The 4,540-nt window shown below is 40.6% G+C and carries 2 protein-coding genes; both read left to right on the top strand.

What is annotated here, in order from left to right:
- Positions 1-154: 154 nt before the first annotated feature.
- A complete protein-coding gene (locus H5183_RS21100) occupies positions 155-2,110 on the top strand; it encodes a nucleoside-diphosphate sugar epimerase/dehydratase (protein WP_182732649.1) in 1,956 nt (651 codons plus the stop codon).
- Between the two features lie 472 nt (positions 2,111-2,582).
- Positions 2,583-3,749: a nucleotide sugar dehydrogenase gene (locus tag H5183_RS21105; RefSeq protein WP_182732650.1), complete on the top strand. Its 1,167-nt coding sequence runs from the start codon at positions 2,583-2,585 to the stop codon at positions 3,747-3,749.
- The last annotated feature ends 791 nt before the right edge of the window (positions 3,750-4,540 follow it).

A 4,540-nucleotide genomic window follows, 5' to 3' on the forward strand; every position in this document is an offset into this window, starting at 1 on the left:
TGACCTTTGACCTTTGACCTTTGACCTTTGACCTTTGAGCTCCTAGCTCCAACGCTTTTTATACGCTATAATTCATAAAATGTTAACAATCAAAGAGTATATTATTAGCTCTTTGCTTTTCGAATCAACAAAGTACAAGAAAAGGGAACTTGTTGTGGATAGTTTCATCCGGTCTATTTTGAATGCTTCTCGCGCTAAAAAGCGTGCTATTACCTTATTTATTGATTCACTTTTTATTGCCGCAGCATTTTGGCTTGCGCTTATAGTGCGTTTAGACAGCCTTGCACCTTTTAGTGAATTGGGTAATTGGCTGCTGTTAGCAATGTTAATTCCTACCGGTTTAATCGCATTTATTAATTTAGGATTATACCGTGCAGTGCTCAGGTACATGAACGCTCAGGCGTTATGGGCTATTGTACTGGGTACAGTTATCACCACTGTAAGCTTAGTATTACTATCGTTTTTTGTCGGTATTACCATCCCGCGTACTATGCCATTTATTTTTGCTTGGTTATGTTTACTTACGGTTGGAGGTTCGCGCATTTTGGTACGTGCGATGATTGGCAGAATGGCTACTGTAAATAAAGAGTCGGTTATTATTTATGGTGCAGGTTCTGCAGGAAGACAGCTTGCTACAGCACTTGGTGCCGGGCCGGAATATTATGTTCGAGCTTTTATTGACGATGATGCCACTAAGCAAGGTTCGATCGTTCAAGGTATTCCGGTAATTAGTTTTAAAGATATTTATGAACTGATCAATAAGGGCAAGGCTACTAAAGTATTACTAGCGCTACCTAGTGCAAGCAGGGCAAGGCGTAAAGAGGTGCTTGCGCAGCTTGAACCGTTGACGATTAAAGTTTTATCTATCCCAGGTATGGCTGATGTGGTTGAAGGTAAAGCGCAGCTCTCTGAATTTAGAGAAGTTGAAATTGAAGATTTATTAGGCCGTGACCCAGTAACACCAAAACCCGAACTTATGGCTGCCAACATTACTGGTAAAATAGTTATGGTTACAGGGGCCGGTGGGTCTATTGGCTCTGAGCTTTGTAGACAAATAGTTAGGCAACAACCTAAAAAGCTGGTGTTATTTGAAATATCTGAGTTTGGTTTATATTCAATTGAAAAAGAGCTACATGAATATATAACTAATAACCATATTGATTTAGAGCTAATCCCAATAATGGGCTCGGTACAGCGTATTAACCGTATTGAAACAGTAATGATGGCATTTTGTGTGCAAACGGTTTACCACGCTGCAGCTTATAAACACGTTCCACTGGTTGAGCACAATGTGGTTGAAGGTGTACGTAATAATGTATTTGGTACTTACTACGCAGCCAAAGCTGCTGTAAATGCTGGGGTTGAGACTTTTGTATTAATTTCTACCGATAAAGCGGTGCGACCAACTAATGTGATGGGGGCTACTAAACGAATGGCTGAGCTGGTACTGCAAGGCTTAGCGCAAACCAAAGGTAAAGAACATGGTACGCGTTTTTGCATGGTTCGTTTTGGTAATGTGCTTGGCTCGTCTGGCTCTGTAGTACCGTTATTCCGTAGGCAAATTAAAGAAGGTGGCCCAATTACCCTCACCCACCAAGATATTACTCGTTTTTTTATGACCATACCTGAAGCTGCACAATTGGTAATTCAAGCAGGCTCTATGGGGAAAGGCGGTGATGTATTTGTTCTTGATATGGGGGATTCGGTGAAAATTAAAGATTTAGCCAGTAAGATGATCCGCCTTTCCGGTTTTGAAGTTAAAGATAAAACCAACCCGCATGGTGACATTGAAATTTTATGCACTGGGCTGCGCCCGGGTGAAAAGCTTTACGAAGAATTATTAATCGGTGATAACGTGGGAGAAACCCCACACGAACGTATTATGACAGCTCATGAAGCTATGTTGCCGTTAGCGGAGTTAAAAGTATTTTTAGAAGCATTTGATATCGCGTGCCATAACTTTGATCACGAAATGATCCGCCAATTATTACTCGACGCCCCAACTGGCTTTAACCCTACCGATGGTATTTGTGATTTGGTTTGGAATGCTAAAAAAGACGCCCAGCTTGAGAGCCAGCCTCAAGCGAATGTAGTTAATTTGAAGGGGTAGGGGAAAGGTTAAAGGTGCTAGGAAGAGAAAGGTTCTAGGTTCTAAAAACACAGGTTGTAGACTTTACTTTCTCGGTGTAGCGCGAAGCGCCTAGGTGCTCTCGGTGGTAAAATTGTTTAAGTGATTTATTCACCACGGAGGGCACTAAGATCACAGAGGAAGAAATTAAAGGTTGAAGGTACTAAATAAGTGACTAGGAGCTAGGGAACTGACTGGAGTCAGGCTTAACTTTACCTTCTCGGTGTAACTGGAGGCGCCTCTGTACATCTCGGTGGTAAACTTGTTTTTAAGTGATTTATTTACCACTGAGAGCACGGAGTTCACAGAGAAGAGATTAAAGGCTTTAAGTTTTAAACTGTTTTAATCATATATTGTGATGTAAATTAATGAATTGGATGAAAGTCTCTAGATATTAGGCTATGTGCCTTTACTAGGGTTAGGACGCTCAAATCAGAAGTTTAAGGACGGTGAAATGAAAGTTACTGTTTTTGGTACGGGTTACGTTGGCCTGTCTAATGCTATGTTACTTGCGCAACACAATAAGGTTGTTGCCCTTGATATAGACGAAAAAAAAGTCGCGCTTTTAAAAGACCAGCAATCGCCAATTGTTGACGTTGAAATAAGTGATTTTTTACAAAACAAGCAATTAAATTTTACCGCGACCACAAATAAAGAGTCTGCTCTGGTTGGTGCTGAGTTTGTAATTATTGCTACTCCTACCGATTATGATCCTGTAACAAACTATTTTAATACCAGTAGTGTTGAGTCGGTTATTAAAGATGTAATGAGAATTAACCCAACGGCGACTATGGTTATTAAGTCAACTGTGCCTGTAGGCTTTACTCGATCGATTAAAGAAAAGCTTGGCACTGATAATGTAATATTTTCGCCAGAATTTTTACGTGAAGGTAAAGCATTGCACGACAATTTATATCCATCTCGCATTATTGTCGGTGAGCAGAGTGAGCGGGCTAATATTTTTGCTAATTTATTGGCTCAAGGTGCAATAAAGCAAGATATTGAGGTTCTGTTTACTGACTCTACAGAAGCCGAAGCAATCAAGTTATTCTCAAATACTTACCTTGCAATGCGTGTTGCCTACTTTAATGAGCTTGATAGTTATGCTGAGAGCCATGGCTTAAATGCGAAGCAAATTATACAAGGTGTAAGCTTAGACCCTCGCATAGGTAACCATTATAATAATCCTTCATTTGGTTATGGCGGTTATTGTTTACCAAAAGATACCAAGCAGCTTTTAGCTAACTATCAAGTAGTGCCGAATAATATGATTAGGGCAATTGTTGATGCTAATAAAACTCGTAAGGATTTTATTGCTAACTCAATCATTAAACGCAATCCTAAAGTTGTCGGTGTATACCGCTTAGTTATGAAGGCCGGCTCAGATAACTTTAGAGCCTCTGCTATTCAAGGTATCATGAAGCGCATTAAAGCTAAGGGGATTGAAGTTGTCGTATATGAGCCAGCTTTAAAAGATGAAGCATTTTTCAATTCACGAGTAATTAAAGATCTTAATGAGTTTAAAGAAATTGCTGATGTTGTTATTTCCAACCGTATGGTTGCAGAGTTAACAGATGTAGCTGATAAAGTTTATACGCGCGATTTATTTGGTAGTGATTAAATAATAGTTAAAGGTTAAAGGGATTAGGTGCTAGAAAAGTGACTAGGTGTTAGGTTTTAGGTAGAGATTAAACCAAGCACAGTGTTAGGGTTAAGAGTAGGCGGGGCTTTATGCCGCGGGTTTAAAACTCATGGCTAAAGCCATTTCCTACAGGGTACAAATGGTTTTCGTAGGAGCCGGCTTTAGCCGCGAAAGAGTTTAAAGGTTCCAGGGAAGTGACTAGGTGCTAGGCTTAACTTTACTTTCTCGGTGTAGCGCGAAGCGCCTCGGTGCTCTCGGTGGTAAAAATTGTTTAATTGATTTTATTCACAAAGATACTAATGAACACGCGTCAGCAAGCTTAACGCCTACGGAGTTAAATTGTATTCAGGTGTTTAATTACGTGTAGGCGAGTGGCTTGCCACCGCGAAAAGGTCAAAGGGGATTGGAAGACAACGGTACTAGGTTCTAGGGAAGTGACTAGGACCTAGGTGCTCGAAGCCCTTTGCTTTCTCATTTACACTCATTGTCTTCTCTTTGTGCAAATGGTTTTCGTAGGAGCCGGCTTTAGCCGCGAAAGATTATTTATAAAGGTGTTAATGAACACGCGTCAGCAAGCTTAACGCCTACGGAGTTAAATTGTATGCTATTGTTTAATTACGTGTAGGCGAGTGGCTTGCCAGCGCTAAAAGGTCAAAGGGGATTGGAAGACAACGGTACTAGGTTCTAGGGAAGTGACTAGGACCTAGGTGCTCGAAGCCCTTTGCTTTCTCATTTACACTCATTGTCTTCTCTTTGTGCAAATGGTTTTC

It is taken from the genome of Pseudoalteromonas sp. SR44-8 (genome assembly GCF_014163635.1).
GTDB lineage: Bacteria > Pseudomonadota > Gammaproteobacteria > Enterobacterales > Alteromonadaceae > Pseudoalteromonas > Pseudoalteromonas rhizosphaerae.

What these genes read in the sequence shown, in the direction of transcription:
- H5183_RS21105 (WP_182732650.1), top strand. Translation starts at nt 2,583, where the DNA reads ATGAAAGTTACTGTTTTTGGTACGGGTTACGTTGGCCTGTCTAATGCT.